Source organism: Hydrogenophaga sp. PBL-H3 (assembly GCF_010104355.1).
Classification (GTDB): Bacteria; Pseudomonadota; Gammaproteobacteria; order Burkholderiales; family Burkholderiaceae_C; genus Hydrogenophaga.
Genome location: NZ_CP044972.1, coordinates 3,359,258 through 3,384,736, shown reverse-complemented (window position 1 = coordinate 3,384,736; position 25,479 = coordinate 3,359,258). Strand labels below are relative to the sequence as shown.

Here is a 25,479-nt window from a genome sequence, read left to right as displayed (position 1 = left end):
CCATTATGGACATCCTCCTCATCGTTTTCCTCACGTTGCTCAACGGCGCATTCGCCATGTCCGAACTGGCGCTGGCCTCCAGCCGCAAGGCCCGCCTGGTGGCCATGGCCGAGGCGGGTGACAAGGGTTCCATCACCGCGCTCAAGCTGCTGGAAAACCCCACGCAATTCCTCTCCTCGGTGCAGGTCGGCATCACCTCCATCGGCATGCTCAACGGCATCGTGGGCGAGGCCGCGTTCAGCGACGACCTGGGTGTCTGGATGCAGACCCAAGGCCTGACCGAGGCCACGGCCAACATCTTGTCCACCGCCCTCGTGGTGGTGGTCATCACCTTCATCACCATCGTGTTCGGCGAACTCGTGCCCAAGCGCATTGGCCAGCTGTATCCCGAAGCGGTCTCGCGCTGGGTCTCGCGCCCCATGGCCTTTGTGGCCAAGGCCGCCAAGCCCTTCGTGTGGCTGCTCACGCACACCACACAAGGCATGCTCAAGTTGCTGCGCATCGACACCAACGCGGTGCAGCACGTGACGGAAGAAGAGATCAACGCCAGCCTCGAAGAGGGCGTGGACGCCGGGATCATCGAGGAGCACGAGCACCAGATGGTGCGCAACGTGTTCCTGCTCGACGACCGCCAGCTCACGTCCATCATGGTGCCGCGCTCCGAAATCGAGTGGCTGGACGCGCAGGACAGCATCGACGCAGCGGTGCAGCGCGCCTGGACCACCGGCCACTCGTGGTACCCGGTGTGCCGGGGTGGGCTCGATGACGTGGTGGGCGTGATGCACCTGCCGCGCATGCTCGCGCTGCAGGCCGAGGGCAACAACGAGACGCTGATGCGCCATGTGCAGCCGGCCGTGTTCGTGCCCGAAACGCTCAGCGGCATGGAGTTGCTGGAGCAGTTCCGCGAGCGCGCCACGCGCATGGTGTTTGTGGTTGACGAATACGGCGTGGTGCAGGGCCTGCTGACGCCACTGGACATGCTGGAGGCCATCACCGGCGAGCTCTCGCCGCATGCCGCGGTGGACGCCTGGGCCACGCAGCGCGACGACGGCGCCTGGCTTATCGACGGTGCGATGCCCGTGACCGAACTCAAGTCGCGCCTGGACATCGACGAGCTGCCCGACGAGGACAAGGGCCGCTACAACACTGTGGCTGGCCTCATGCAGAGTGTGGCGGGCGATCTGCTCGACCAGGCCGACAGCGTGGAGTGCGCGGGCTGGCGCTTCGAGGTGCTGGTGCTTGATGGCCGGCGCATCGACCAGGTGCTGATCTCACGCTTGCCCGAACCCGAGACGGCTGCCGAAGTCGACGGCTGACGCCAGCGCAAAGCGCCTGCCGGGCAGCTCCCCGGCACCCCACTTCCATTCGATTGACGACCGCCTCCGCAACCTGGAGCTCGCGCACAGGTGCGCCTTTCGATTCAGATTTTATTAATCAACTTGCCAGCAAGTTTTAATTTACCTTATGTGACATCGTTTCTACAGTCCGTTCGTGCCCCCCGATTTCACAACCCAGACCTGAGGAGCCGACGTGACAGACACCACCAACAGCATCATCACCGATGCGAAAAAGCGCTACAGCGCTGGCGTGCTCAAGTACCGCCAGATGGGCTACTGGGTGCCCGACTATGTGATCAAGGAGACCGATACCTTGTGCCTGTTCCGCATCACCCCGCAGGACGGCGTGGACCCGGTGGAGGCTGCAGCAGCGGTGGCCGGTGAATCCAGCACCGCGACCTGGACGGTGGTGTGGACGGATCGGCTCACGGCCTGCGACAGCTACCGCGCCAAGGCCTACAAAGTCGAGCCTGTGCCGGGGCGCCCCGGTGAGTACTTTGCGTGGGTGGCCTACGACCTGATCCTGTTCGAGGAAGGTTCGATCGCCAACATGACGGCCAGCCTGATCGGCAACGTTTTCAGCTTCAAGCCCCTGAAGGCCGCGCGCCTGGAAGACATCCGCATCCCGGTGGCCTACGTGAAGACCTTCAAGGGTCCACCCACAGGTCTCGTCGTTGAGCGCGAACGGCTCGACAAGTTTGGTCGTCCCTTGCTGGGCGCCACCACCAAGCCCAAGCTGGGCCTGTCTGGCCGCAACTATGGGCGCGTGGTCTATGAAGGTCTCAAGGGTGGGCTGGACTTCATGAAGGACGACGAGAACATCAACTCGCAACCTTTCATGCACTGGCGCGACCGCTTCCTGTACGTGATGGATGCGGTGAACAAGGCGAGCGCGGCCACCGGTGAGGTCAAGGGCAGTTACCTGAACGTGACCGGCGCGACGATGGAGGACATGTACGAGCGGGCCGACTTCGCCAAGGAACTCGGCAGCGTGATCGTGATGATCGACCTGGTGATCGGGTACACCGCGATCCAGAGCATGGCCAACTGGGCGCGCAAGAACGACATGATCCTGCACCTGCATCGCGCCGGCCACGGCACCTACACGCGGCAGAAGAACCACGGCGTGAGCTTTCGTGTGATTGCCAAGTGGATGCGCCTGGCGGGTGTGGACCACATCCATGCCGGCACAGCGGTGGGCAAGCTCGAAGGCGATCCGCTCACGGTGCAGGGCTACTACGACGTGTGCCGCGCCAGCGTGACCAAGGTCGACCTGCCGCGTGGCAACCATTTCGAGCAGGACTGGGCCGACATCAAGAAGGTGATGCCTGTGGCGTCCGGTGGCATTCACGCCGGTCAGATGCACCAGCTGATCGACCTGTTTGGTGACGACGTGGTGCTGCAGTTCGGCGGCGGCACCATCGGCCACCCGCAAGGCATCCAGGCCGGCGCTGTGGCCAACCGGGTGGCGCTGGAGTGCATGGTCAAGGCGCGCAACGAGGGCAAGAACATCCTGGAGGAAGGCCCGAGCATCCTGCGCAAAGCCGCCGAAGGCTGCAGCCCGCTGAAGGCCGCGCTCGACACCTGGGGTGAGATCAGCTTCAACTACACCAGCACCGATACATCGGACTACGCCGTGACACCGGCCGTCGCTTGAGGAGAAACCACCATGATGACCAACCCCACCGGCCGACTCACGCAGGGCCAGTTCAGCTTTTTGCCCGACCTCACCGACGCCGAGATCGTGATGCAGATCGAATACGGCCTTCGCAAGGGCTACGCCTGGAGTGTCGAATACACCGACGACCCGCACCCGCGCAACACCTACTGGGAGATGTTCGGCAACCCGATGTTCGATCTGAAGGACGCTGCCGGTGTGATGGTGGAACTGCAGGCCTGCCGCAAGACATTCCCGAGCCACTACATCCGCCTGATGGCCTTCGACTCGACGCGCAACACCGAGTCGATCGTGATGAGCTTCATCGTCAACCGGCCTGCCACCGAGCCGGGCTTCGGCCTCGCGCGCCAGGAGGTGGGCGGTCGCTCCATGCGCTACACCGTGCACAGCTACGCCACCGACACGTCAGAAGCAGAACGGTACGGCAACTGAGCGACGGGGCCATGAACGCGCCGACCTACAGCATTCCGGGTGCGGCGACCGCTGCCGCCCCGCCAGCGGCCGCTGCGGTGGCCTGCGTGCCCGACAGCGGTGCGCGCACCGTCAACGAGGTGCTGGCGCAAAGCCAGGTCGAAGCGGTCATGGACGAGCTGGACCGCGACCTCATCGGTCTTGCTCCGGTGAAGGCGCGCATCCGCGACATTGCAGCGCTGCTGGTGGTCGACAAGCTGCGCCTGAACCTCGGCCTGCAGGCGCAGACACCTTCGCTGCACATGAGCTTCACCGGCAACCCCGGTACCGGCAAGACCACGGTGGCGATGCGCATGGCGGAGATCCTGCACCGCCTTGGGTACGTGCGCAAAGGCCATGTGGTCAGCGTGACGCGCGACGATCTGGTGGGCCAGTACATCGGGCACACCGCGCCCAAGACCAAGGAGGTTTTGAAAAAGGCCATGGGCGGGGTGCTCTTCATCGACGAGGCCTACTACCTGTACCGCCCCGAGAACGAACGCGACTATGGACAGGAGGCGATCGAGATCCTGCTGCAGGTGATGGAGAACCAGCGCGACGACCTGGTGGTCATCGTTGCGGGCTACAAGGACCGCATGGACACCTTCTTCAAGTCCAATCCCGGCCTGTCGTCGCGCATCGCGCACCACCTCGACTTCCCCGACTACGGCCAGGGCGAGTTGCTGGACATCGCCGACCGGATGCTCGGCACCATGAATTACCGCTTTGGCGACGGCGCGCGCGAGGTGTTCGAGAGCTACCTGCAGCACCGCATTCCGTTGCCGCATTTTGCGAATGCGCGCAGCGTGCGCAACGCGCTTGACCGCGCGCGCCTGCGCCAGGCCAGCCGCCTGTTCGTCGATCGCGATCGCGAACTCAGCCGCGACGACCTCACCACCCTCATGCCCGCCGACATCCTGGCCAGCCGGGTGTTCGCCGCTGCACCCTGATTATTTTGTTGATCGGGGTGTGCCCGTGTGAGAACTAGTTCATGAGTCGGTCTGAAAAGGCTGTTTTGTAACGCCTTTGGAGTATGTTTCTCCAGGCCTTGATTGAAGACCATCTGCGCCACCGAACGAACGGTGGAAGAGGGCCTCGCGTGCCGAGTCCACCGGATCGTTGCAGATCAACGATTCAACAGGACTTGCACCATGACTTCCACGATGACCTTCGTCTACCGGCGCTGCGTGGCCATTCCCCTTCTGGCCGTGACGGCGTGGTTGGGCGCTTGCGCCAGCGATCAGGCTTCGCCGCTGGCCCACGACCTGCCCGCGAGCTTGCATCCAGCTGCCCAGGTTCAAGTCGCGCCTGTCCATCTCCGGGCCATCGACGCGTCGGTGTCCGATGCGTTTGGTTCGGCGGTTGCGCTCTCGCGCGATGGCAACACGCTGGCGGTGGGTGCCGACCTCAAGGACTCGGGTGCCGGTGCGGTGTATGTCTATGCGCGCATGCCACAAGGCTGGGTCCAGCAGGCACGGCTGACGGCGGTGGTTCCCACGGCGGGCAGTGGTTTCGGCTTCAGCCTGTCGCTGTCTGACGATGGCCGCAGGCTGGCGGTGGGCGCACCGTTCGAGTCGCTGACGGGAGCCGAGCAGGGTGCCGCGTACCTGTTTGAGCAACAGGACAATACCTTCGTTGTGCGCGCGCACCTGAGGGCCTCCAACGCACGCGAATCCGACTGGTTTGGTGCGAGCGTGGCGCTCTCGGGTCGGGGCGATGCGCTGGCCGTGGGCGCCCGCCACGAGGACGGCCCGACCGCCCGCCCGGTGGCCGACAGCGGTGCGGTGTATGTGTTCGGGCAGGGCGCGGGCGGATGGTCGGAGCAGGCTTACCTGAAGGCCAGCAGCGCGCACGCGGGTGACCGGTTTGGCGCCAGCGTGGCGCTGTCCTTCGATGGCGCGACGCTGGCGGTCGGAGCGCAACCCCGGAAGCGCGGTGCCGTGCGCGTGTTCAAGCGCACGCCGGCAGGGTGGGGAGAGCAGGCCCTGTTGCAGTCTCAGGACGCCGTGGCCCAGGACCGTTTTGGCGCCCAGCTGGCGTTGTCTGCCAACGGCGACACGCTGGCGGTCGGCGCCACCGGTGCGCCGGGCGCGGCCGGTGCCGCCCATGTCTACACCCAGCGGGGTGGCCTCTGGCTGCAGCAGGCGCGCCTGCAAGCCCCCCAGGCCCAGGCCGGCGATGCCTTTGGTGAGCGGCTGGCGCTGTCGGCCGACGGTTCGGTGCTGGCGGTGTCCGCGGTCCACGGTGGGCATGCCATTGAAGCGGGTGTGGTGCACCTGTTCGCGCGAGCTGCGGCGTCATGGAGCCAGCAGCGGCGCCTGACATCGGCCAACGCTGGCTCGGGCGACTTGTTTGGCTCGGCACTCGGGCTCTCAGGCGATGGCCGGCTGCTCGCCGTGGGCGCCCGGCTGGAAGACGGCCCCAGCCCCTGGCGCCTGGGTGGCCTGCAGCTTGGCGATCGCGCGCAAAACATCGGCGCGGTGCACCTCCTCCCGGCGCTGTGATCTTGCGCGTCGATCGCAGGGGCTCTGTGGCGCAGCGGGCTCAGCCGGGCTCCACGCGCCACCAGGCGGGCAGCAGGCCACGCACCTCGGGGCGGGCAAAGCGGTCGTCCATCAGCACCACCACGCCCCGGTCGTCGGGTCCACGGATCACGCGACCAGCGGCCTGCACCACTTTCTGCAGACCGGGGAACAGGTAGGTGTAGTCGTAGCCCCGGCCAAAACGGGCCTGCAGCCGCGCGCGCAGCTGCTCGTTCAACGGGTTGACCTGGGGCAGGCCCAGCGTGGCGATGAAGGCGCCAATGAGCCGCTGACCCGGCAGATCGATGCCTTCGCCAAAGGCGCCCCCCAGCACCGCGAAGCCGATGCCCTGGCTGCGTTCGGTGAAGCGCGCCACAAAGGCGTTGCGCTCGGGCTCCGCCATGCCGCGCGATTGCGACCACACGGCGACGTCCGGGTGTGCCGCTTCAAAACGCGCCAGGGCCAGTTGCAGGTAGTCGAAGCTGCTGAAAAAAGCCAGGTAGTTGCCGGGCAAGGAGCGGTACTGCGCCGCCATCACGGCCACCACATCGTCCAGCGACGCGGTCCGGTCGTTGAAACGCGTGGAAATGTGCGGCGTGACCCGCACCGTGAGTTGTGCCGGGTCGAACGGTGAAGCCACTTCCAGGCGCGCGCAGTCCACCGGCAGTCCCAGCAGATCGACCGCGTGGTCCATGGGGCTGAGCGTGGCCGAGAACAGCGTGGCACTGTGCGCGGCCTGCCAACGCGGCTGCAGGTGCGGGGCGGGCACCAGGTTGCGGATGGCCAGCCTTGGGCGGGGCGCGCGGGTGCGCACCGCTGTGCCGGGGCGTGTGATCTCCACCAGCGAATGGTCGCCAAACACCTCGGCCACGCGCAGGAAATGCAGCACCTCGAACAGCCAGGCCTGCACGCGCGCATCGGGTGCCGCGGCGTCCAGCGCAAGGTATTCCGCGAGGTCGGCGCTGTGCTGTTGCAGTGCGCCCAGCAGGCCATCGGGCAGCTCGCTCAGCAGCGCCTGCTCGACCGCTTGCTCGCGGCCCACGGTGCCCCAGAAGCGGTGCAGCCGGTCCAGCGAGGCCTTGAGACCCGGCGGGGGCGCTTTACGCAGCTCGGCGAGCATCATGGGGTCGAGCTCGGCGCTGTACATCTGCCGCGCGCGCTCGACCAGGTTGTGCGCCTCGTCCAGCAGCAGCCCCACGCGCCAGGGCTCGCCCACGGTCAGCGCCCAGGCGTGCGCGCTGAGGTCGAAGAAGTGGTTGAAGTCGCCCACCACCACGTCGCTCCAGCGCAGCATGTCCTGGGCAAGGTAGTAGGGGCAGACGCCGTGTTTCAGCGCCACCGTGCGCAGGCCGGCTTGGTCGAGCCAGGCGGCTTGCGCAGCCTCTTCGCGCGCCTGTGGCAGCCGGTCGTAGAAGCCGCTGGCCAGCGGGCAGGCGTCGCCATGGCAAGCCTTGTCCGGGTGTTCGCAAGCCTTCTCGCGCGCCACGCGCTCCAGCACCCGCAAGGTGCCGGCGGATGCGCCGGGTTGAAGCCGCCGCAAGGCATGGAGGGCGAGCTGGCGCCCGGGCGTCTTGGCGGTGAGGTAAAAAAGTTTGTCGGTGCCTTGCGCGGGCATGGCCCTGAGCGCGCCGAACAGCGTGGCCATGGTCTTGCCGATGCCGGTGGGCGCCTGCACCAGCAGGTGCCGACCACGGCTGTGCGTGCGCCAGGTGGCGCCGGCCAGATCGCGTTGGCCGGCGCGAAAGCCGTCGAAGGGAAAACCCAGCGTCTGCAGTTGTGCGTCGCGCGCCTGCCGGTGGACCTGCTCGCCGCGCGCCCACTGCAGGTAGCGCGCGCACAGGTCGTGGAAATGCTGGCGCAGTTCGTCGGCGGTGTGCCAGGCCGTCAACGGGGTTTCGACCTGGGTGTCGATGTTGAAGTACACCAGGGCAACCTCGATGCGCGCCAGCGCGAGCTGCTCGCACAGCATCCACGCGTACACCCGCGCCTGCGCCCAGTGCAGGGCACGGTGGTTGTCGCGCACCAGCGCCACGTCGCCGCGGTGGGTCTTGATCTCTTCGAGCCGTGGCGTCGTGGGATCAAAACCGTCGGCGCGGCCCTGCACCAGGAGGTCGCCGCAGCGTGAGCGCAGCGGCACCTCGCGCTGGTAGGGCGAGGGTCGGCGCGCGGTCACGGTTTCGTGGCCGGCCACGCCGTCCTGCGCGGTAGGCGAGGGGGTGAAGCGCAGGTCCAGATCACCGGCCTGGGCTGTGAACGCACACAGCACGCGCACGGCCACCTGCAGGCTGTCTGGGGGCGTCAGGGTCTCCGCAGTCATGCGGCTCCCGGCGGAAACACGGTCACGGGAGCACCCGGCTGCCAGGTCGGCGTCTTGTGCATGCAGGCGGTCATCAGCGCGCTGCCCTGCCACGCGTCGTGCCAACGCCGCGTGGCCACCCACGGCGAGGCGGCCCACCACACCGCATCCACCGCGGCGAACTGGCGCACGAACGGGAAGACCGCGGCGTCCGTCAGGCAGGGCTGGGCGCCGCCGAGCTGCGGGTCGTCGGCCAGACGGGCCTCCAGGGGGTCGATCAGGCAGCGCACCGCTTCATCGCGCCATTCGTGCGCACTGCGTTGCGGGTGGCGCTCGGCGTATTTGTAGCGGTCCAGCGCCTGCTTGAAATCACCGTCGCAGGTGTCGATCAGCGTTCGGTGGTCAGGCGATTCGGCGCGAACCAGCCAGCCGTCGGCGTCGCCCTGGCCCAGGGCCCAGCGCATGATGTCCAGGCTCTGTGCGATCACCCGGCCAGGTTCGATCTGCAGCACCGGCACCGTGCCGGCTGGCGAAGCCGCCCACAGCTCGGCGGGCTTGCGGGAGAGCACCACCTCGCGCAGCTCCACCGCCACGCCGGCCTGGCCCAGCGCCAGGCGAGCGCGGATGGCATAGGGGCAACGGCGAAAGGAGTACAGGATGGGCAGCACGGGCCGACATGATGGCACGCGCGGTGTCTCCGACCGGTCGCTGCTCATCGCATTCCCCATGGTCAGCGAGGTGTGCGCTGGACACAATGGTGCACGGGCCCGCTGCCCCAGGAGAACCGCCATGAAATCCCTCACCGACCACCTCAGCCAGTACGCCACCTACCACCGCGACCGCCGCAACATCGCCACCCATTTCGTGGGCATTCCCATGATCGTGCTGGCGGTGGTGGTGCTGCTCGCGCGCCCCACCTTCGATGTGGCTGGCCTGGCGGTGTCGGGCGCCACGCTGGCCGTGATCGCGGCCACGCTGTACTACCTCCGCCTCGACCTGCGCCTGGGTGCCGTCATGGGCGTGCTGCTGCTGTGCTGCCTGTGGCTGGCAAAGGCCACGGCGCCTCTGTCGCTGGGCGCCTGGGCCGCTGCGGGCGTGGGGCTGTTCGTGGTGGGCTGGATCATCCAGTTCGTCGGCCACATCTTCGAAGGCCGCAAGCCAGCCTTCGTGGACGACATCAGCGGCCTGATCATCGGGCCGCTGTTCGTGGTGACCGAGGCCGGCTTTCTGCTGGGTCTGCGTCCCGAACTCGAAGCGGAGATCGAACAGCGCGCGGGGCCTGTCCGCTCGGGCCGCGCAGGGTCCGCACAGACGAGATAGACCGCCCTGCGCCGGGGGTGTGTTGCGTTGCCGCACACCATCGGTTGGTCACCGTACAGACCCACTCGGCCCCTTGCCCGAGGCTTGCATCTTTGCCAGGTAACCACGCCTGGCGGTCCACCCCGGAGATGCCCATGCTTCGCGCCCGCTCCCAGTCCCAGCTGCCCGATACACCTGCCCAACGGGGTCTGCCGGGCGCCGTGCGTTCGATCTTCACCCAACGCACCAACGCCCAGGTGTCGCTGCACTGGCTCTCCACCGCCGCTGCGTTCACGGGCACCGGCGGTCTGGTCAGTGGCGACGACCTGGCCGAGCTGATCCGTCACCGCTGCGAGGTGGCCGGCTGGCTGCCCGGGTCGTTGCCGGTGTCGCTGGTGGCGCGCTGGATCGTGTCGCGCGCGGTGGTCTCGCTCGACAGTCCCTGGGGCCTGTTGTTCCCCTTGTTCCAGTTCGACCTGCCCACCGCTTCGCTGGTGGATGGCATGGCGCCCCTGCTGGCCGAACTGCGTCCGGTCCTGGATGACGTCGAGCTCGCGCTGTGGTTCGTCACCCCCAACGACTGGCTCGGCGGCGCACGCCCGGTATCGGCCATGCAGCACAGCCTGCCTGCCGTGATGCAGGCCGCGCGCGCCGACCGATTCGTGGCCGGCGGGCACTGACGGCGCCGCGTCAGCCGCTGGCCACGGCGAGCATCCGCCAGGCCACCCCGAGCAGGCCGCACACCACGATCAAGGGCACCACGCCCACCTTGAAGCGGAACAGGGCGAGCGCCGCGAGCAGCGTGAGCGCTGCCGACGGGGCGTCAAAGGGACCAGCGAAGCCCTGTGGCCACCAAACGTGGTACGCGAAGAACATGGCCAGGTTGAGGATCACGCCCACCACCGACGCGGTGATGGCGGTCAGCGGTGCGGTGAACTTCAGCTTGCCGTGCGTGGTTTCAATGAACGGCCCGCCCACCAGGATGAAAATGAAAGACGGCAGGAAGGTGAAGTAGGTCACCACCGAGGCCGCCAGCGCACCCGACCAGAACAGCGAATCGGGTCCGAGCACCTGGTGCAGCCAGCCCCCCATGAAACCCACGAAGGCCACCACCATGATCAGCGGACCCGGCGTGGTTTCACCCAGCGCCAGACCGTCGATCATCTGCTGCGCGTTGAGCCAGCCGAACTCCTCGACAGCCCCCTGGTACACGTAGGGCAACACCGCATAGGCGCCGCCGAAGGTCATCAGCGCGGCCTTGGTGAAAAACCAGCCCATCTGCGTGAGCGTGCCCTGCACGCCGTAGCGCGCCACCAGCACCGCCATGGCCAGCACCCACAGCCCGATGCCGACCACCAGCACCCGGGCGAGCCGGCGGCGGGTGAACAGCGCGTGGGCCGGTGCCGGTGTGTCGTCGTCGATCAGGGCTGGTGCATGGGCCTGCGTGCTGCCGGTGTGGCCTGCGCCCGTCACGAAAACATGGGGCCAGCGCCGCCCACCCCAGTGGCCCACGAGTGCGGCCACCAGAACGATGGCGGGGAAGGGCGCGTCCAGCGCGAAGATCGCCACGAAGGCCGCCGCCGCGATGCCCCAGAGCCAGCGGTTCCTCAAGGCGCGGCTGCCGATGCGGTGCGCCGCGTGCAGCACCAGCGCGGTCACCGCCGGCTTGATGCCGTAAAACACGGCGGCCACCGCGGGCAGGCTGCCAAAGGCGATGTAGATCCACGACAGCAACACCAGCAACAACAGTGAGGGCAGCACGAACAGGGCGCCGGCCACCACGCCACCGCGCGTGCCGTGCATCAGCCAGCCGATGTAGGTGGCCAGCTGCTGGGCTTCGGGGCCGGGCAGCACCATGCAGAAATTCAGCGCGTGCAGGAAACGCTTCTCGCTGATCCAGCGGCGGCGCTCGACCAGCTCGGTGTGCATGATGGCCATCTGGCCCGCGGGCCCGCCAAAGCTGATGAAACCGAGCTTGAGCCAGAACCAGAAGGCCTCGGCGAACGACACGGGGGCGGGACGCTCGCTCATGGCTGGGTGGCTTTCATCGTGTCGGGGCTCCAGTTGTGACGTTCGGTCTGGCCGGTGACTTCCTGGCGGCACCAGATGAGGAGCGCGTCGTACACCGGCATGGCGGCCTCCAGCATCGCCGGGTCGTCGCTGGCGTGCAGGGCCGAGAGGCCCAGCGACAGCGCCAGCAGGCCCGCGGCCTGTGGCGCGAGGTCCAGGCGGTCGGTGTCGGCCGCGCGCACGATGCGCGCAAGCGCAGCCAGTGCCGGGTCGTCCTGCAGATCAAAGGCACGCATCAAGGTGTCGAAGCTGCAGAGCTCGCCCTCGTGGCTGATGGGGGCGCCGGGGAAGTCGAAGGCCACCGCGCCCAGGCGCCCGGCCTGCGCGAGCACATCAGCGGTCGGCACGTAGAGGAAGCTGGCCCGAGGGTCAATGAAACGGCGCACCAGCCAGGGGCAGGCGATGCGGTCGATCTTGGGCCGCTCGCGCGTGATCCAGGTGGAAGCTTGCACGCCGTTCACGCCCAGGTCGGGGCGTTTGCGGATGCTGGGTGGTCGCACGGCCCGCCATTCGGCGATGTCCTGTGGTGTGTCCACGCCGGGCTCGCCGCCCTCGAAGCCGCCCGCGAGAAACCGGGCGTTCCAGCCGCCCGCCCGCAGCGTGGTGGCCGCTTCCTGGCAGACGCCGTGACCATGCACGCACACCACCACCACGTCACCCGTGGGTGGGGTAGCGGCCAGTGCCGCGATGGCTTCGGGCGAACACCAGCGCGCTGTGGCGAGCAGGCGGGGACTCTCTTCGAATCGGGCGGCCCGCCGCACATCGAGGATCAGCGGGGCAGCGGGCATGCCGATGCGCGCGGCGAGCTCGCGTGGGGAAATGGACAAGGGGGAAATGGGAATGGGAGAACGAACAGGGGTGAAGCGTGAGGTGTCCATGAATGGCTCCAGGGTATGGCCAGCACTTGGATGGGACACCATCTGTTCGTCAAGATCCGGGAGGCTGTTTTCCCGTGGGCAAATGGTAGCAGCAGCGCCCGGGTGGCGCCACGGAGGGATTGCGCAGGCTCAATGGAAGCGGTGCCAGTGCGCCCAACAATGGCGCTCCACCAAACCGGTTGAACCCTCATTGAGGAGCCGCGACGATCATGGCTGCACGACAACTGCTGTTTCGCGACGACGCGCGCGCCCGCATTCGCCGGGGCGTCGATACCTTGGCTGAAGCGGTGCGGGTGACGCTGGGCCCACGCGGGCGCACCGTGATCCTGGAGCGCGATTTCGGCCCACCGCAGATCGTCAATTCGGGGGTGATCGTGGCGCGCTCGGTCGAGCTTGAGGACCGCTTCGAGAACATGGGCGCACAGTTGCTGCGCGAAGTGGCCTCGCGCACCAGCGACATGGCCGGCGACGGCACCACCACCGCCACCGTGCTGGCCCACGCCATGATCCTGCAAGGCCTGCGCTACCTCTCGGGCGGCATGAACGCCATGGAACTCAAACGCGGCATGGAACAGGCCATCGACGCGGTGGTGGCCGAGCTCCGCAACATGGCCAGGCCCTGCGCCGACTCCCAGGAGATCGCCCACGTGGCCTCCATCTCGGCCAACAACGACCGCTCCATCGGCGAGCTGCTCGCCCAGGCCATCGACAAGGTCGGGCGCGAGGGCGCGATCTCGATCGAGGACGGCTCCGGCCTGAGCAGCGAGCTCGAAGCGGTGGAGGGCCTGCAGTTCGACCGCGGCTTTCTCTCCCCGTACTTCATCAACAACCCCGAGCGCCAGACCGCCCTGCTCGACGAGGTGCTGATCCTGCTGTGCGACAAGCGCCTGTCCTCCCTGAAAGACCTTTTGCCCCTGCTGGAAGAAGTGGTCAAGAGCGGCCAACCGCTGCTGGTGATCGCGGAAGACATCGACAGCGATGCACTGGCCACGCTGGTCATCAACACCATGCGCGGCACCCTCAAGACCTGCGCGGTGAAGGCGCCCGGCTTTGGCGATCGTCGCAAGGCCATGCTGCAGGACATCGCCGCGCTCACCGGGGGCACCGTGGTCAGCGATGAGGTCGGTCTGTCGCTGGCCAAACTCCAGCTCGCCGACCTGGGCCGGGCCAAGCGGGTGGAGGTGAGCAAGGATGAGACGACGCTCATTGGTGGCGCCGGCAACCCGCAGGCGATTGCCGAGCGCGTGGCCAACCTGCGCAAGGAACGCACGACCACCACCTCCGACTACGACCGCGAGAAGCTGGACGAGCGCATCGCCAAGCTCTCGGGGGGTGTGGCCCTGATCAAGGTGGGTGCGGCCACCGAGACCGAGCTGAAGGAACGCAAGATCCGCGTGGAAGACGCGTTGCACGCCACGCGCGCCGCGATTGAGGAAGGCGTGGTGCCCGGCGGAGGTGTGGCGCTGCTGCGGGCGCGTCGCGTGCTGCAGGCGCTGCGCGGACCCACGCTCGACCACGATTCGGGCATCCGGCTGGTCGAGCAGGCCTTGCAGGAGCCCCTGCGCTGCATCGCTGCCAACGCCGGCGTCGAGCCTTCGGTGGTGGTGCAGCGGGTGGACGATGCGACCGAGCGCAACCACGGCTACAACGCCGCCACGCTGGCCTACGGCGACATGCTTCAGATGGGGGTGATCGATCCCGCCAAGGTGACCCGCCTGGCCCTGCAGAACGCAGGCTCGATCGCAGCCCTGGTGCTGACCACCGACTGCATGATCGCCAACGCACCCAAGCCGCACGACCGCGGTGAGCCAGGTGGTGCCGATGCGGCCCTTCCCGACTTCTGAGCGCAAGTCGATTCAAGCCGCACCGTCTGTGCGCAACACGGGGTTCCATTGAGCACGCTCAATGCCGAAGGCGTGGTGCCCGCGCACACTGGGTTTGCCGATGCCCTTCTGGGTGAAGCCGGAACGCAGAGGCCAAGTGAGGAATCCCCTGAGGGGGAGTTTTCCTGGTGTGTTCCCACACCATGGAGGGATGAAGGCAACCTCAGACCGGCCAAACCCGAGAGGGCATTGCCGGGGACCTTCACCATGGCCCGCCATTCGAGAGGATGGCGGGCCATCTTGTTTCCGAACCTGGCGATGCAACAGAAAGGGTGAACATGAAAACCGATGCACAGCTCAAGAAGGACGTGGAAGCCGAACTCGAATGGGACCCTTCGATCAACGCCGCCGAGGTGGGTGTGGCGGTCAAGGACGGGGTGGTCACCTTGTCGGGCCACCTGGACACCTTCGTGGAGAAGTACGAGGTGGAGAAGGTGGTCCAGCGCGTGGCCGGCGTGCGTGCCGTGGCGGTGGAGATCGACGTCAAGCTGACCGCCGGCAGTGCGCGCAGCGACTCCGAGATCGCCCACGCGGTGGAGACGGCGTTCGCCTGGCACACCTCGGTGCCGGCCGACCGCGTCCAGGCCAAGGTGGAGAGAGGCTGGGTCACGCTCAGTGGTGAAGTCGACTGGGAGTACCAGCGCGCCGCTGCCGCCAACCTGGTGCGGCCCCTGGTCGGTGTGGTGGGCGTCAACAACGCCATCGCGCTCAAGCCGCGCACCACGCCGGGCAACATCAGCACCCGCATCCGCGACGCGCTTGCTCGCCAGGCCGAACGCGAGGCCAAGGGCATCGAGGTGCAGGTCAATGGCTCCACCGCGGTCCTGCGCGGCTCGGTGCATTCGCTGGCCGAGCGGGTGGCCGCGCAAGGCGCGGCCTGGTCGGCGCCAGGCATCACGCGGGTCGACAACGAGCTGCGGGTGAGCCCCTGAGGTCCGACCTGTGCAGCCTGTCCTCACCGACGAACCCGGAGAGCAACATGCGTGAAAAGATGCTGGCAGGCGACATTTGCAACCGCATCGTGGTGATCGCCGAGCGCGGCCTGTCGCTGGTGCAGGCTGCGCAGCTCATGCGCGAGCGGCACGTGGGCTGTCTGGTGGTGGTCGACGAAACCGCCGCGGGGCGTCTGGTGGTGGGCATGTTCACCGACCGCGACATCGTGACGGCGGTGGTGGCCAACGAACTCGACCCAACCGAGCTCACGGTGGGCGACGTGATGAGCAGAGAACTGATCAGCGTTCTGGAAGACGACTCGATCAAGGACATGCTGGTGACGATGCGGCGCAAGGGCATTCGCCGCCTGCCGGTGGTCAAGGCGCACGGGGTGCTGATCGGGCTGGTGACGCTGGACGACCTGCTCGCCGTGATGGCCGAGCAACTGCGCGAGATCGCGTCGGTGGTCGAGACAGAGTGCCTGCGGGAGCGGCGCGAGCGGGCGTGATTGAGTCGCTGCTGCCAACTGCGTCCCTGTTGCGTTCGCTCAATGGTGCCAGGGCAGTGTCGCTCCAACATCGTTCTGCGTCTGCACGCTGCCGCCTTGCCGCAGACCTGCCAGGCGATCCATTTCCACAGTTCAACAGGAGCAACACCATGAGCCAACTTCGCACCCTGGATCCGTTTGCACTCGATCCCATCGACGACACCTTTCGCTCGCTCATGCGTCCGTGGCGTTTCGAGATGCCGGAAGGCGCGCCCCGCATCAAGATCGATCTCTCCGAGCAGGACGGCAGCTACGCCGTCAAGGCGGAGATTCCCGGCGTGAAGAAGGACGACATCGACGTGCGCATTGATGGCAACGTGGTCACCATCAGCGCCGAGGTGAAGACGGAGAAGGAAGAAAAGGACAAGGGTGGGCGCATGTTGCGCCACGAACGCCAGGAGGGCTATGCCAGCCGCACCTTCACGCTGGCCTGCCCGGTGGATGAGGGCAAGGTCGAGGCCAACTACAAGGACGGCATCCTGGCGCTGACCCTGCCCAAGAAGGCCAACACCTCCAGCAAACGCATCGCGGTGCAGTGATGTCGGGCACCACGACACCACGCTGGATCGCGTTGACCGTGCTGCTGGCGCTGGCCGCCTCTGTGCAGGCCCAGTCCAGGAGTGACCCTGGTCGCTGGGACTACCAGAACAGCTGCGCCAGTTGCCACGGCGCCAGCGGACGGGGCGACGGCCCGGTGGTGCGTTACCTGGTGACGCCTCCGACCGACCTCTCAAGGCTGGCGCAGCGCAACGGCGGTGTGTTCCCGCGCGATCGGCTGGTCACGCTGATCGATGGTCGCGCATCCCCCGCGATCGGACCGCACGGTTCGCGCGAGATGCCTATCTGGGGCAACACCTACGTTGAACGCTTCACGCAGTCGGGTGGCAGCCCGCAACTGGCCGAAGACGCCGCGCTGCGGCGCATCCTGGACCTGGTCGACCACCTCGAACGTCTGCAGCGGTAGCGCTGCAAGCCGCGATACGGTGTGCCATGCCTTCCTGGATTTCACGAGCCTGGCTGTTCGCACCGTCTTTTGCCGTGAGGAGGTTCACCTCAGTGCCCGCCTTGCGCCGGCTGTCTGCCTGGGCGTGGTGGCCCTGCATTGCAGTCAGGGAACGCCATTGATTGGCACGGGGCTCGGTGCTGCCCGGTGATGTGGGTGCGCTGGTCCGGGTGCTCGCCGACTTACACATGTCCACGGTCCGCGCCAGATCGGTGCCCGGATCGAGCGAGAAGATCAACATGTGGCGTCCCAGCGCGCTTGCGACAGCGCGTGCACGAAAGTCTCCAGCGCGTTCGCCGGCAGGGCGTCGATGCCGGCGGCGGCGCTGCGTCCGCTGCCGCCGAAGCGCTGGCACAAGGCATGTGCGCCAAATGGCGATGCCCTTGGCGCACGCACGCTCACCGAGAAGCCGCCATCGCGCCGCTCGGTGGCCACCGCCTGGGCTTGTGCAGGGTGCACGGCGGCCAGGGCGTTGGCCAGGAAGCCCGAGACACGTCGGCTCCACGGCGCGGCGGGCAACACCAACACCCGGGCTTGTGCACTGTCCCAGTGAGGCTTGACGCTCATCGCCACGCGGAAGTCGCGCCGCCGGCAGGCCTCGATGTCGTGGATCACCGGCTCGTCGCGCAGCAGCGTCCACGGTGAGGCGTGGCGCGCCAGGCGTTCGTACAAATCCGCCGGTGCGATGCACACATCCGATGGGTCTTCGCCGTAGGCGTTGTAGTTGATGGCCAGGCCCAGGCGCCGCAGCAAGGCGCGGTGCAGCGTGTCCAGCCCCGAGGCTGCCCCGAGCTGGTCGGCCACGGCGGTGAGCTCATCGCCATAGGCACCCACCAGGGCCCACGCGCGGTAGCGTCCGCCCAGGTGCCGGTCCATCAGCAGACTGGTGCAGACGGTGCTGCTGAAATCCAGATGGGCCTGAAGGCCTTCGTGCACCGGCACATCACCGCTCCAGTGGTGATCGAACCAGCGCACATGTGCGCCACTGTCCAGCAGGCGGTCCAGGGCCGCGCGGTTGCGCTGCATCGACAGGTCGCACACCAGCACCTCGCTGGCGCCGGTGCTGGGCACGCGCTGCAGCAGCGCGATGTCGCGCTTGAGTCCGGTGATCAAGCGGGCTGCCGACGGGTCGTGTAGCCGCCATTGCCGCACCGCGCACAGGCCATCGGCATCGCCGTTACAGACATCGAAGCGCTCAACGGGAAGGCCTTGCAGCACGGCTTCAATCCGGCCCGCCCGGCCAGGGCATCCCGTCCTGGTGGCAGGCCGAGCGCGCGCGTTGCGCTGCGCGGGCGCGATCCGCTCGCATGTTCAGGGTTCCTCCAGGTGGGGTGGTGACCCGCCTTCGGCTGGCTCACCCGTCTCGGGGTCCAGCCAGGTGGCCAGGCCGATTTGTTCCTCGACCTGCGCAAGCGACTCGTCGGCTTGCAGTTCCTGCGTGCCCGTGTTCATGTCGATGCGGGCAGCCTCCACTGTGGCAAACGGGCCAAACTCCTGGTGACCGTCCGGCGCGCGCCAATAGACGCCATCGGGACGAAGGAGGAAGGGCGTTTCGAGCGCTTCGACCAGAGCCCTCGTGCGCCGCAGCGGCGGTGGTGGTTGGCGCCGGCGCAACTTCATGGTCTTCTCAGGCTTCTTCAGCCGGGGCACACAGCTTGGCCTTGAAATCGGGCCAGGGCATGGCCCCGGTGCGGGCCTTGCCGTGGCTGCGCACCAGCAAGGCGGCGCGGGTCAGAAGTACAAAGGTGGGCATGGTGGAATTTCCCGTTGCGTGACAGCATGGCCGCTACTCTACGGATCGCGACGCCTCGCCACTTGAGCATGCTCAACGCCGGCGCATCGGGCCGTCGGCCGGTGTTCAGTGCGACATCAACACCGGCAGCGTCATCGACCCCAGGACGGTGCGTGTCACGCCCCCCATCACCCACTCGCGCGCGCGTCCATGCCCGTAGCAGCCCATCACGAGCAGGTCCGCCCCCACATCGGTTGCCATCGACAGCAGGTGGTTGCCGGCGTCGCCTTGTTCCGGGCCGCCGTTGTGGCTCGTGGCGCTGACGCCCTGGGCTTTCAGGTACCGCTGCAACGAGTCCAGGGACATGCCGGCGTCTTCACCATAAGACACCACGTGCACCTCATTCGCGCGCTGCAGCCAGGGCAGGGCCGCCGAAACCGCCCGTGCCGCCTCCCGTGTTTCCTTCCAGGCCACCAGGACGCTCTGCCCGATGGAGCCGAAGGTGCCGGCGTAGGGCAGGATCAGGGCCGGTCGAGCACTCTCGATCAGCACGCTGGGCAGAAAGTCCGAGGGCAGCTCCACGGCGGCAGGATCGGCCGCATTGCGTTGACCCAGGACCATCAGGTCGGCATACAGGGAGCGACGCGCGAAGCCCCATGGCCCCTGGGCCAGGGGCTCGGCCCACTGAAGCCGGGTGGAGCCGCCAGCGGCCTGCAGGAAGCTGCTGTGAATCCGGGCAAGCGCGTCCTTGTCCTGCTCCTGCATCAGCGCCATGGCCGCGGCCGCGCCCTCCATCGCAAACGGGTAGCGCACCAAGGCGGTGAGCAGACAGGGCTGGCCGATGACCTCGGCCTCGAAATCGTCGGCCAGGCGACGCGCTGCCTTGACGCGCTCGGCCGTGCGCGCGGAGCTGTCGAGGTGCAGCAGGATGGATTTGGGCGTCTGCATGGGCACTCCTCTGGATGTGGGTTGAAGTCCGATGGAAATTACGCCTCTTCGATTGAAATGCGTTGCGCAGCGTCAATGCGCCTGACCCTGAATGGCACCGCCGGCGCGACATGTATTGAGCAAACGCAAGCGCCATGGTCATGCAGCCGCCTAGTCTTGTGCCTTCACGCCCTTGCGCGAAGCATCTCCATCGCGAGCATGAACCCTCCCACCTCGACCCCTTTCACCGCTGCGGCGTCGAGCTGGTGGCTGGGCCCTGAACCGCCAGCCACCACAGGTCTGTCGCAGGCGCAGGCCCGGGAGGCACTGGCGCGCTTCGGCCCCAACGTGCTGGAGATCCGCCAGGACAAAGCGGTCGTGCTGCAGTTCGCTGCGCGCTTTCGCAACCCGCTGGTGCTCACGCTCCTGGTGGCCAGCGCGGTCTCTGCCGCCACCGGTGATGTGATGAATTTCGTGATCATCATGGCGATGGTGCTGTTGAGCGTGGCACTGGACTTCGTGCTGGAACACCGCGCCACCCGGGCGGTGGAACAGCTGAGCGCATCGGTGGCGCTTCGCGCCACGGTTGTGCGCGATGGCCAGCCACAGGTCATTCCGGTCGCTGCGCTCGTGCCGGGCGATGTGGTGCTGCTGTCGGCTGGCGACCGGGTGCCCGCCGACGGCCGCCTCGTCGTTGCACTCGACTTCTTCGTCAACCAGGGACTGCTCACGGGGGAGTCCTACCCCGTGGAGAAGCGCCCTGGCGTGCTGGGCGCGGACGCCACCGAACTGCAGCAGGCCCTGAATGCGGCGTTCATGGGCAGCACCGTGGTCAGTGGCAGTGCGAGCCTGTGTGTCGTGGCCACCGGGGCCTCGACCGCCCTGGGCGAGGTGGCACACAGCATCCTGGTCGATCCAGCCGCGACCGCCTTCGAGCACGGCATGCACCGGTTTGGCCTGCTGCTCACGCGCATCACCCTGCTGCTGGTGCTGTTCGTCATGCTGGTCAACCTGACCCTTCACCGACCGCTGCTGGACTCGTTCCTGTTCGCCGTGGCACTCGCGGTGGGACTCACGCCGGAGCTGCTGCCCATGGTGGTTTCGGTGACGCTGTCGCGCGGCGCGATGCGCATGGCCCGCCGGCGAGTGATCGTGAAGCGGATGGTCGCGATCCACGACCTGGGCGCCATGGACGTGCTGTGCACCGACAAGACCGGCACGTTGACCGAAGCCACCATCAGCCTGGCGCGCTGCGTGGACGCGCAAGGCCAGGACAGCACCCGCGTGCTGATGCTGGCCTACCTCAACAGCGTCTTTGAAAGTGGGCTCAAGAGCCCGTTGGACAGCGCCATCCTGGCCCGCCATGACGTGGATGTGACCGGTTGGCGCAAGGTTGACGAGGTGCCGTTCGACTTTGAGCGGCGGCGGGTTTCGGTGCTGGTCGATCGGGGCGATGCGCGATGGCTGGTGGTCAAGGGGGCACCCGACGATGTGCTGGCACTGTGCAGCCGCCATGAGCAGGGCGCGACAGACGCACCGGTCTCACTGGACGCGCTCACGCGGCAGACCCTGCGCGAGCGCTGCCACGGCCTGGAGCGCGAGGGCCTGCGCGTGCTCGGCGTGGCCTGGCGTGCGGTGCCCCCCGACCACGCGCATGCCGATGTCCGCGACGAGCGCGACCTGGTGTTCGCGGGTTTCGCTGCCTTCATCGATCCGCCCAGACCCGGTGCTGGCGCTGCGCTGGCCGCGCTGGCCCGCAGCGGCGTGGCGGTCAAGATCGTCAGTGGTGACAGTGAGCTGGTCACCCAGCACCTGTGTTCGCTGCTGAAGCTGCCGGTCAAGGGCGTGCTGACGGGGCAGGAGATCGCCCACATGGACGAGGCTGCCTTGCGGGCCAGGGTCGGGCGCACGACGCTGTTCTGCCGCGTCAATCCAACCCAGAAGAACCGCATCATCCTGGCGCTCAAGGCGCGTGGGCATGTGGTTGGTTACCTGGGGGACGGCGTCAACGACGCGCCACCCCTGCACTCCGCCGACGTGGGCATCACGGTGGACTCGGCGGTCGACGTGGCGCGCGAGGTTGCCGACATGGTGATGCTGGACCACGACCTCGCGGTCTTGCACGATGGTGTTCTCGAAGGCCGGCGCACCTTCGGCAACGTCATGAAGTACATCATGATGGGCACCAGCTCCAATGTCGGGAACATGGTCAGCATGGCGGGCGCCTCGCTGTTCCTGCCCTTTCTGCCCATGTTGCCGACACAGATCCTGCTCAACAACGTGCTGTACGACCTGTCGCAATCGGCCCTCCCGCTGGACCGGGTTGACGCCAGCGACCTGCGCCGCCCACGCGCCCTGGACATGGTCTTCATCCAGCGCTACATGTGGCTGTTCGGCCTGATCAGCTCCGCCTTTGATGCGCTGACTTTCTGGATCCTGCTGCGGGTGCTGCACGCGAACGAGCGGCTGTTTCACACCGGCTGGTTCATCGAGTCGCTGGTGACCCAGGTGCTGGTGGTCTTCGTCATCCGCACCCGGGGCAGGCCCTGGGCCAGTCGACCCAGCGCGGTTCTGGTCGCTGTGTCGCTGGGAGTCGTGCTGGTCGCACTGGCGCTGCCCTTCACGCCACTGAGCGCGCTGTTCCAGCTGGAGCCACCGCCACCGGTCTTTTTTGCCTGGCTGGCGGGCCTGGTGCTGGCTTACCTGGCGCTGGCCGAAGGCGGCAAGCGATTCTTCCATGCCCGCCTGGCACCACGCGGTCTGCGCGCTCGCAGGGCGGCGCGTTCCGGGGCAGACGGATGATGCGCGCCATGGTTCTGCACGGTGCTGGTCAGGCGCTGCGACTGGAAACCCGACCGCTGCCGGAGCCAGGCCCGGGCGAGGTTCGCCTGCGGGTCGAGGCGTGCGCGGTGTGCCGGACCGATCTGCATGTGGTGGACGGTGAACTCCCGGCACCCCGTCTGCCCTGGGTGCCGGGTCACGAGATCGTCGGCGTGGTGGAGGCTCTGGGCCCGGACGTGGGCACGCCGCGGTGCTCGGGCTCTACGGGCTTGGCGCGGCCGCGCACCTGGTCGCTCAGGTCGCGCAACACCAGGGCCGGCAGGTGCACGCCTTCACGCGCCCTGGCGATGTGCCGGCCCAGATGTTCGCGCGTGCGCTGGGCGTGGCCTGGGCCGGCGGGTCGGACGAGTTGCCGCCGACTCCGCTGGACGCCGCGATCATCTTTGCGCCGGTGGGCTCCCTGGTGCCGCTTGCACTGCGCGCCGTGCGCAAGGGCGGACGTGGCGTGTGCGGTGGCATCCACATGAGCGACATCCCGGGTTTCCCGTACCGGTTGCTTTGGCAGGAACGCCAGTTGCTCTCGGTGGCCAACCTCACGCGGGCCGATGCCACCGAATTCCTGAGCTTCGCGGCCGCCGTGCCATTGCGCGTCGAAACCACCACCTACCCGCTCGAACAGGCCAACGAAGCATTGAATGACCTTCGCTCCGGTCGGCTGCAAGGTGCGGCGGTCCTGGTGATGTGAGCCAGGGCCGAGGTCTGGACGCCGAACGCTGTCGCTGTGGAGGATGAAACCTGCCCATCGGCGTTCGCATTGAGTGCACTCAATTCGCGGCACGCCAGTGTCACTAGGCTGGACACCTTCCCATGGCTGTGGTCACACAGCAGCGGTCCAGGTCCAACAGACAGTCACAGGAGTACAGGCATGAAGCAGACCACAGGCAGTGCGGTGCGCACGCGAGCGGTGGCCAAGCGGCCGCCGATGGCGGTGATGGCGAAGGGCGATGGCCATGCGCGTGCGGACGGGCCCGGGTTTGAGCCCTCACGCGAAGGGCGCATCCACGAAGCGGCCTATGCGCTCTACGAGGCGCGTGGCTGCGTGCATGGTCACGACGTCGACGACTGGCTGGCGGCCGAGGCTGCGGTGGCACGTGAGGCCTCCGGGGCCATCGCCGGGTGCTCTGCCCTGGATCACTGACGGCGGCCACGGCGCCGCATTTCAGCCCCGAACGGCCCAGTCCAGCGCGGCTTTGCCGCCCGCGGCCGAGGCCGTGCTCACCAGCGTGCCCCAGGCCATGTCGATCAGGGAGAGCTTCCACGGCCAGTCCTTGAGCGTGGCCCAGTTGGTCAGGTCGTAGGTGGCGTAGGTGAAGAAGCCGAACAGCGCGGCCAGGGTCAGCGTGGTGGTCCAGCCGTGGGGGCCGCTGTGCGGCGCCACGGCAAAAATCACCAGGCCCAGCGCGAACAGCAGGTAGAACACCACGGCCACCGGCACGTTGGGCGCGGCGGCCATGAGGTGGCCGATGCCCTGCTGGTACATGGGCTTGGCGATCACGCCCAGCCACACGAGATCAAGCGCGACCATCACCACGGCGGTGCCGCCGTAAGCGGCGAGGTATTTGTTCATCGGTGCTTTCAGCGTTGCTCAGGGTTTTGGGCTCACGCGCCAGATCACATTGCCCACGTCGTCGGCCACCAGCAGCGCGCCGCGCGTGTCCACCGCAACGCCCACGGGACGGCCCAGCGCTTCACCCTGCTCGCTCAGGAAACCGGTGAGCACGTCGACCGGCTGGCCCGCTGGCTGGCTGCCCTGGAACGGCACGAAGACCACCTTGTAGCCGCTGTGCGGGCGGCGGTTCCACGAGCCGTGCTGGCCGATGAACATGCCGCTGGCAAAGGGTGCGCCCAGCGCGTTGCCGGCCGACGATGCCAGACCCAATGACGCGGTGTGTGGACCGAGCGCGTAGTCGGGCTTGATAGCCGTGGCCACCAGGTCCGGACGCGCAGGCTTCACCCGCACGTCCACCGTCTGGCCGTAATAGCTCCAGGGCCAGCCATAGAAGCCACCGTCCTTCACCGAGGTCAGGTAGTCGGGCACGAGGTCGCTGCCGAGTTCGTCGCGCTCGTTGACCACGGTCCACAGCGTTTTGCCCGATGCGTCCCAGGCCATGCCCACCGGGTTGCGCAGGCCAGAGGCGAAGACGCGGTGCGCGCCGGTCTTCAGGTCCACCGCCCAGATCGCGGCCCGGCCCACCTCGGCTTGCATGCCGCGTTCGCCCACATTGCTGTTGGAGCCCACGCTCACGTAGAGCGTGTTGCCATCGGTGCTGGCAAGCAGGTTCTTGGTCCAGTGGTGGTTCACGCCTGCGGGCAGCTTCACGAGTTCGGTGGCGGGCGCGGTGATGGTGGCGTCGCCCGTGCGGTAGGGGTAGCTCACCACCGCGTCGGCGTTGGCCACATACAGGCGCTCACCCACCAGGGCCATGCCGAAGGGTGAGCGCAGATCGCGCAACAGCACCGAGCGGGTCTCGGCCACGCCGTCGCCGTTGGCGTCGCGCAGCAGGGTGATGCGGTTGGCGCTGGGCACGCCCGCACCGGCGCGCTGCATCACCTGGCCGGCAATCCAGTCCATCAGGCCGGTGCTGCCGGCGGGCTTGGGCGGTGCATTGCTCTCGGCCACCAGCACGTCGCCGTTGGGCAGCACCAGCAGCCAGCGCGGGTGGTCCAGGCCCGCGGCGAACGCCACCACGCCCAGGCCCGCAGCGGGCACCGGGGTGGCGCCGGTGGGCCAGCCCTTGGCCGGCGCGATGTTGACCGTGGGAATCAGGGTGGTGGTGGGTTCGGGCAGGGTGGGGGCGGGGCCCGTGCCTTGGGCCACGGTGAGCCTGGCCGATTCGGCGCAGGCGCCCAGCAGGAGCAGCGAGGCCACCGCCGCAGCCAGCCACGCGTGGCGGTGGCCCGCGCCGGGGGCGCGAGCCCGCCGCAGGAAAAGGGTGTGTCGGGGGGCTTGGGTCATGCGCGCAGCCTAAGCCGGGTGGCGCCGCATGTCCATGCAAAAACCCCTGGCGCCACTGGCCTGGAGCGCCTATGTGGGCTAGCGCACGGACGGACGATCCGGGGGTGCGTAGGTTCAGGTTGGCGTG

Annotated in this window: 24 protein-coding genes and 1 pseudogene; 15 read left to right on the top strand and 10 right to left on the bottom strand. The window is 67.7% G+C overall.

All coding sequences use genetic code 11. The features are described from left to right. Positions 1-5: 5 nt before the first annotated feature. From F9Z44_RS15725 to F9Z44_RS15705, 5 genes are all read left to right on the top strand, one after another. Positions 6-1,316, top strand: a complete 1,311-nt coding sequence (locus F9Z44_RS15725; RefSeq protein ID WP_159607677.1) for a hemolysin family protein — start codon at positions 6-8, stop codon at positions 1,314-1,316. Between the two features lie 214 nt (positions 1,317-1,530). Continuing rightward, complete coding sequence (locus tag F9Z44_RS15720) at positions 1,531-2,994, top strand: form I ribulose bisphosphate carboxylase large subunit (RefSeq protein ID WP_159607676.1); 1,464 nt, start codon at positions 1,531-1,533, stop codon at positions 2,992-2,994. Positions 2,995-3,006: 12 nt separating this feature from the next. Continuing rightward, complete coding sequence (locus F9Z44_RS15715; RefSeq protein WP_159607675.1) at positions 3,007-3,447, top strand: ribulose bisphosphate carboxylase small subunit; 441 nt, start codon at positions 3,007-3,009, stop codon at positions 3,445-3,447. Positions 3,448-3,458: 11 nt separating this feature from the next. Beyond that, positions 3,459-4,415: a CbbX protein gene (gene cbbX, locus F9Z44_RS15710; RefSeq protein WP_159607674.1), complete on the top strand. Its 957-nt coding sequence runs from the start codon at positions 3,459-3,461 to the stop codon at positions 4,413-4,415. Between the two features lie 201 nt (positions 4,416-4,616). Continuing rightward, entirely contained in the window at positions 4,617-5,969 is a 1,353-nt protein-coding gene (locus F9Z44_RS15705; protein WP_159607673.1) for an FG-GAP repeat protein, read from the top strand. 40 nt (positions 5,970-6,009) lie between these two features. Here F9Z44_RS15705 and F9Z44_RS15700 read toward each other — a convergent pair whose 3' ends face one another. Together F9Z44_RS15700 and F9Z44_RS15695 are read right to left on the bottom strand one after the other, a co-directional pair. Continuing rightward, positions 6,010-8,304: a helicase C-terminal domain-containing protein gene (locus F9Z44_RS15700; protein ID WP_159607672.1), complete on the bottom strand. Its 2,295-nt coding sequence runs from the start codon at positions 8,302-8,304 to the stop codon at positions 6,010-6,012. Continuing rightward, positions 8,301-8,951, bottom strand: coding sequence for a glutathione S-transferase N-terminal domain-containing protein (locus F9Z44_RS15695; RefSeq protein WP_236574160.1), 651 nt, complete (start codon positions 8,949-8,951; stop codon positions 8,301-8,303). Before F9Z44_RS15695 ends, F9Z44_RS15700 begins: the two co-directional genes overlap by 4 nt. 121 nt (positions 8,952-9,072) lie before the next feature. Here F9Z44_RS15695 and F9Z44_RS15690 point away from each other — a divergent pair, with 121 nt between their 5' ends. Both F9Z44_RS15690 and F9Z44_RS15685 read left to right on the top strand, forming a co-directional pair. Beyond that, complete coding sequence (locus tag F9Z44_RS15690) at positions 9,073-9,603, top strand: Mpo1 family 2-hydroxy fatty acid dioxygenase (RefSeq protein WP_159607670.1); 531 nt, start codon at positions 9,073-9,075, stop codon at positions 9,601-9,603. A 134-nt stretch (positions 9,604-9,737) separates the two neighbouring features. Further along, entirely contained in the window at positions 9,738-10,262 is a 525-nt protein-coding gene (locus F9Z44_RS15685) for a hypothetical protein (RefSeq protein WP_159607669.1), read from the top strand. Positions 10,263-10,272: 10 nt separating this feature from the next. Here F9Z44_RS15685 and chrA read toward each other — a convergent pair whose 3' ends face one another. Both chrA and F9Z44_RS15675 read right to left on the bottom strand, forming a co-directional pair. Further along, positions 10,273-11,613 (bottom strand): chromate efflux transporter, encoded by a 1,341-nt coding sequence (gene chrA / locus F9Z44_RS15680; protein WP_159607668.1) that lies wholly within the window; start codon positions 11,611-11,613, stop codon positions 10,273-10,275. Further along, positions 11,610-12,530 (bottom strand): chromate resistance protein ChrB domain-containing protein, encoded by a 921-nt coding sequence (locus F9Z44_RS15675; protein ID WP_201449975.1) that lies wholly within the window; start codon positions 12,528-12,530, stop codon positions 11,610-11,612. The genes chrA and F9Z44_RS15675 overlap by 4 nt, the downstream gene beginning before the upstream one ends. Positions 12,531-12,739: 209 nt before the next feature. Here F9Z44_RS15675 and groL point away from each other — a divergent pair, with 209 nt between their 5' ends. From groL to F9Z44_RS15650, 5 genes are all read left to right on the top strand, one after another. Then, positions 12,740-14,374, top strand: a complete 1,635-nt coding sequence (gene groL, locus F9Z44_RS15670; protein WP_159607667.1) for a chaperonin GroEL — start codon at positions 12,740-12,742, stop codon at positions 14,372-14,374. Between the two features lie 317 nt (positions 14,375-14,691). After that, positions 14,692-15,345, top strand: a complete 654-nt coding sequence (locus F9Z44_RS15665; protein WP_159607666.1) for a BON domain-containing protein — start codon at positions 14,692-14,694, stop codon at positions 15,343-15,345. 47 nt (positions 15,346-15,392) lie between these two features. Beyond that, positions 15,393-15,854 carry a CBS domain-containing protein gene (locus F9Z44_RS15660; RefSeq protein ID WP_159607665.1) on the top strand — a complete coding sequence of 154 codons (462 nt, stop codon included), beginning with the start codon at positions 15,393-15,395 and terminating at the stop codon, positions 15,852-15,854. Positions 15,855-16,003: 149 nt separating this feature from the next. After that, positions 16,004-16,432 (top strand): Hsp20/alpha crystallin family protein, encoded by a 429-nt coding sequence (locus tag F9Z44_RS15655; RefSeq protein WP_159607664.1) that lies wholly within the window; start codon positions 16,004-16,006, stop codon positions 16,430-16,432. Then, on the top strand, positions 16,432-16,857 hold the full coding sequence (locus tag F9Z44_RS15650; RefSeq protein ID WP_159607663.1) for a c-type cytochrome: 426 nt from the start codon (positions 16,432-16,434) through the stop codon (positions 16,855-16,857). Before F9Z44_RS15655 ends, F9Z44_RS15650 begins: the two co-directional genes overlap by 1 nt. A gap of 273 nt (positions 16,858-17,130) precedes the next feature. On the opposite strand, the gene F9Z44_RS15645 is transcribed toward F9Z44_RS15650, so the two are convergent. The 4 genes from F9Z44_RS15645 to F9Z44_RS15635 form a co-directional block, all read right to left on the bottom strand. Beyond that, the gene (locus F9Z44_RS15645; protein ID WP_236574159.1) at positions 17,131-18,114 is read right to left on the bottom strand and encodes a hypothetical protein; all 984 of its coding nucleotides are present in this window, start codon (positions 18,112-18,114) and stop codon (positions 17,131-17,133) included. 93 nt (positions 18,115-18,207) lie between these two features. Then, a complete protein-coding gene (locus tag F9Z44_RS15640) occupies positions 18,208-18,516 on the bottom strand; it encodes a hypothetical protein (RefSeq protein WP_236574158.1) in 309 nt (102 codons plus the stop codon). A gap of 7 nt (positions 18,517-18,523) precedes the next feature. Next, positions 18,524-18,649 carry a hypothetical protein gene (locus tag F9Z44_RS23170; RefSeq protein WP_268894195.1) on the bottom strand — a complete coding sequence of 42 codons (126 nt, stop codon included), beginning with the start codon at positions 18,647-18,649 and terminating at the stop codon, positions 18,524-18,526. Positions 18,650-18,754: 105 nt separating this feature from the next. After that, positions 18,755-19,576, bottom strand: a complete 822-nt coding sequence (locus tag F9Z44_RS15635; protein WP_159607662.1) for a universal stress protein — start codon at positions 19,574-19,576, stop codon at positions 18,755-18,757. Positions 19,577-19,774: 198 nt separating this feature from the next. Here F9Z44_RS15635 and mgtA point away from each other — a divergent pair, with 198 nt between their 5' ends. The 3 genes and pseudogenes from mgtA to F9Z44_RS15620 all read left to right on the top strand — a co-directional run bounded on the left by mgtA (position 19,775) and on the right by F9Z44_RS15620 (position 23,534). Further along, positions 19,775-22,357 (top strand): magnesium-translocating P-type ATPase, encoded by a 2,583-nt coding sequence (gene mgtA / locus F9Z44_RS15630; protein WP_159607661.1) that lies wholly within the window; start codon positions 19,775-19,777, stop codon positions 22,355-22,357. Then, a pseudogene (locus tag F9Z44_RS15625) lies at positions 22,357-23,081 on the top strand (alcohol dehydrogenase catalytic domain-containing protein). Before mgtA ends, F9Z44_RS15625 begins: the two are co-directional and overlap by 1 nt. A gap of 180 nt (positions 23,082-23,261) precedes the next feature. Then, a complete protein-coding gene (locus F9Z44_RS15620; RefSeq protein WP_159607660.1) occupies positions 23,262-23,534 on the top strand; it encodes a DUF2934 domain-containing protein in 273 nt (90 codons plus the stop codon). A 21-nt stretch (positions 23,535-23,555) separates the two neighbouring features. Here F9Z44_RS15620 and F9Z44_RS15615 read toward each other — a convergent pair whose 3' ends face one another. Together F9Z44_RS15615 and F9Z44_RS15610 are read right to left on the bottom strand one after the other, a co-directional pair. Beyond that, the gene (locus tag F9Z44_RS15615; protein WP_159607658.1) at positions 23,556-23,963 is read right to left on the bottom strand and encodes a DUF2177 family protein; all 408 of its coding nucleotides are present in this window, start codon (positions 23,961-23,963) and stop codon (positions 23,556-23,558) included. A gap of 18 nt (positions 23,964-23,981) precedes the next feature. Further along, positions 23,982-25,352 carry a PQQ-dependent sugar dehydrogenase gene (locus F9Z44_RS15610; protein WP_159607656.1) on the bottom strand — a complete coding sequence of 457 codons (1,371 nt, stop codon included), beginning with the start codon at positions 25,350-25,352 and terminating at the stop codon, positions 23,982-23,984. Positions 25,353-25,479: the final 127 nt, after the last annotated feature.

Bases quoted from the DNA above. Each gene is read 5' to 3' on its own strand.
- F9Z44_RS15725 (WP_159607677.1), top strand. From the start codon at position 6: ATGGACATCCTCCTCATCGTTTTCCTCACGTTGCTCAACGGCGCATTC.
- F9Z44_RS15715 (WP_159607675.1), top strand. From the start codon at position 3,007: ATGATGACCAACCCCACCGGCCGACTCACGCAGGGCCAGTTCAGCTTT.
- cbbX (WP_159607674.1), top strand. From the start codon at position 3,459: ATGAACGCGCCGACCTACAGCATTCCGGGTGCGGCGACCGCTGCCGCC.
- F9Z44_RS15705 (WP_159607673.1), top strand. From the start codon at position 4,617: ATGACTTCCACGATGACCTTCGTCTACCGGCGCTGCGTGGCCATTCCC.
- F9Z44_RS15700 (WP_159607672.1), bottom strand. From the start codon at position 8,304: ATGACTGCGGAGACCCTGACGCCCCCAGACAGCCTGCAGGTGGCCGTG.
- F9Z44_RS15690 (WP_159607670.1), top strand. From the start codon at position 9,073: ATGAAATCCCTCACCGACCACCTCAGCCAGTACGCCACCTACCACCGC.
- F9Z44_RS15685 (WP_159607669.1), top strand. From the start codon at position 9,738: ATGCTTCGCGCCCGCTCCCAGTCCCAGCTGCCCGATACACCTGCCCAA.
- chrA (WP_159607668.1), bottom strand. From the start codon at position 11,613: ATGAGCGAGCGTCCCGCCCCCGTGTCGTTCGCCGAGGCCTTCTGGTTC.
- F9Z44_RS15675 (WP_201449975.1), bottom strand. From the start codon at position 12,530: ATGGACACCTCACGCTTCACCCCTGTTCGTTCTCCCATTCCCATTTCC.
- groL (WP_159607667.1), top strand. From the start codon at position 12,740: ATGGCTGCACGACAACTGCTGTTTCGCGACGACGCGCGCGCCCGCATT.
- F9Z44_RS15665 (WP_159607666.1), top strand. From the start codon at position 14,692: ATGAAAACCGATGCACAGCTCAAGAAGGACGTGGAAGCCGAACTCGAA.
- F9Z44_RS15660 (WP_159607665.1), top strand. From the start codon at position 15,393: ATGCGTGAAAAGATGCTGGCAGGCGACATTTGCAACCGCATCGTGGTG.
- F9Z44_RS15655 (WP_159607664.1), top strand. From the start codon at position 16,004: ATGAGCCAACTTCGCACCCTGGATCCGTTTGCACTCGATCCCATCGAC.
- F9Z44_RS15650 (WP_159607663.1), top strand. From the start codon at position 16,432: ATGTCGGGCACCACGACACCACGCTGGATCGCGTTGACCGTGCTGCTG.
- F9Z44_RS15640 (WP_236574158.1), bottom strand. From the start codon at position 18,516: ATGAAGTTGCGCCGGCGCCAACCACCACCGCCGCTGCGGCGCACGAGG.
- F9Z44_RS23170 (WP_268894195.1), bottom strand. From the start codon at position 18,649: ATGCCCACCTTTGTACTTCTGACCCGCGCCGCCTTGCTGGTGCGCAGC.
- F9Z44_RS15635 (WP_159607662.1), bottom strand. From the start codon at position 19,576: ATGCAGACGCCCAAATCCATCCTGCTGCACCTCGACAGCTCCGCGCGC.
- mgtA (WP_159607661.1), top strand. From the start codon at position 19,775: ATGAACCCTCCCACCTCGACCCCTTTCACCGCTGCGGCGTCGAGCTGG.
- F9Z44_RS15620 (WP_159607660.1), top strand. From the start codon at position 23,262: ATGAAGCAGACCACAGGCAGTGCGGTGCGCACGCGAGCGGTGGCCAAG.
- F9Z44_RS15615 (WP_159607658.1), bottom strand. From the start codon at position 23,963: ATGAACAAATACCTCGCCGCTTACGGCGGCACCGCCGTGGTGATGGTC.
- F9Z44_RS15610 (WP_159607656.1), bottom strand. From the start codon at position 25,352: ATGACCCAAGCCCCCCGACACACCCTTTTCCTGCGGCGGGCTCGCGCC.